1 protein-coding gene is annotated in these 1,940 nt (G+C 44.6%); it reads right to left on the minus strand.

Annotated elements, in window-relative coordinates:
- Positions 1-180: 180 nt before the first annotated feature.
- Complete coding sequence (locus tag RMO79_RS23190; protein WP_310485630.1) at positions 181-1,755, minus strand: FAD-binding oxidoreductase; 1,575 nt, start codon at positions 1,753-1,755, stop codon at positions 181-183.
- Positions 1,756-1,940 lie beyond the last annotated feature (185 nt).

Below are 1,940 nucleotides of genomic sequence, written 5' to 3' on the forward strand. Positions count from 1 at the left end.
AGCAATTTCAGTTATTTATTATTTTAATATATGCCCTTAGCTCTTTCTATATCTTTGTTACAGTAATTATAACTTCAATTTTGTCGATCGCTAAAATCAGGCTATTATAGATGGTTTAGCATAGCAAGTTCGGTAGAACCATAAATACTTATCGAGTAAACATTGGATCGCTTTCAACTTTCAATTATCTAAATCTTGTCCCGAACCGTAGCGATACGATCGAATGAGTTGTTGATAATAATATTGTTGGGCGGGTGAGAGTTGGGTGAGTAATGGTGCGAGTAATTTACCGAGTGGATAGAGTCCACTATACGCGCCGAGGTTGATATAGTTCAACAGCCAATCGACTAGGGTGACGACACCCACATGGGGGACGACAGGAATTACGGATTGTGGATTAGAGATTGATGTTTGAAATAGAGTGCGGGAAAGGGCAGGAAATTGGACGACATCTTGGAGAAATGGACGGAGAACATCATCGCCTAAATACTCCATCGATCGAAAGACGGCGGCTAGTAAATTGTTAATGCGATCGGGATGTAATTTTTGGTCGATGCCGACACTCATCGCTCGTTGAAACATCCAGGTAACTGCGATATTTGGTTGGTAAGGCTGTAGTAATTGGAGGTCTTTATTACTGAGCGCATCAGCTTGAAGTGCCATTGCAATGCCATCAGTTAGCCGAGATAAATGTCGCATCATTGCCCCAAAGCCGCCAAAACTAACGGGAGATTGACTGCCGCTACTATCGCCGATTAATAATACTCTCGCCCAGTCGGTTTTGAGTGGACTATCGCGATAGGCTGGAAAACAGCCAAATAAACATCGTTGGAAATTTAGGCTATCTAATTCTACCTGTTGATATGTCGGTAATAAGCGCAGATATTCATTAAATAAAAATTCGACGCTAAATCGATCGGGATGGGCATCTAGATAGGTAAATAAATAAGTTGTCCGTCCATCTCGTGCAGGAAAAGCTTCCCAAAAATACTGGCATTGATTTTGAATCGGCGTAATCGATGCAAAAATATCGCCCGTCTCATTTTGCGCGAACCCTGTCGCACAACTGCCAACTACCAGACAAATTCCCTCCGGTTTTTTACCTGCTCTCGCCTGAGCTGCTAGCGGGGAAAAATGTCCCATCGCATCGATAAATAATTTACTAGTTAATTGCCCCGTACCAATATCGATCGCGACTCCATTCGGGTGAATCGTCAGGCGATCGCATGAGGTAAACTCTAATAACTTACCGCCATTGGCTAAAAACTTTACTTTAAGCGTAGCGAGTAAATATACCGGATCTACGCCAATATTTAAAACATCCCGCACCCAAATATCGGGCGTATTGGGAAAAGCAATCCGCGCGGGGTTGTATTCAGTCGCGATCGCGATTGCTAATTCTGCCTCAGATAGTAATTCTAGCTCCACCAACACCCCTAATTCCGCCCGCGAGATATTCCACTCCTGCACTCGCCCTTTAAGCTCCCCCCGCTCGATAACAGCAACTTTAAATCCCTGTAATTGCAGAGCCGCCGCCAGAATAATTCCCAGCGTACCACCCGCGATCGCGACATCGACATCGATGGTTTTTAAAAATTCATCGCTTGAAACGACCATTTCTCGTGGAACAATCTGCCCCTGACGCAAATTTTGCCACATTTTATCGACGCGTTCGCAAAGCGGCTCCCATGGAGCATCGAGATTGGCAAAAGTATCGGCGGGAAATCGAGCAGCCATGTCAGCAGCAATCGGCATAGAATTAGAACAAAGATAATTACTTACTATGGTAGATCCTATGGATGATCGATCTCAGGCACGATCGTTGATGAAAATCCTCATTGGTGTCGCTTGGCTCGACGGGAAAATTCAACCAGAAGAACGTCAATATCTAGCCAAAGTCGCCCAAGCGCATCAGCTTATCGGTACGGATGTCACCGCAG

It is taken from the genome of Chamaesiphon sp. VAR_48_metabat_403, assembly GCF_031422475.1.
GTDB lineage: Bacteria > Cyanobacteriota > Cyanobacteriia > Cyanobacteriales > Chamaesiphonaceae > Chamaesiphon.

Bases quoted from the DNA above. Each gene is read 5' to 3' on its own strand.
- RMO79_RS23190 (WP_310485630.1), bottom strand. From the start codon at position 1,755: ATGCCGATTGCTGCTGACATGGCTGCTCGATTTCCCGCCGATACTTTT.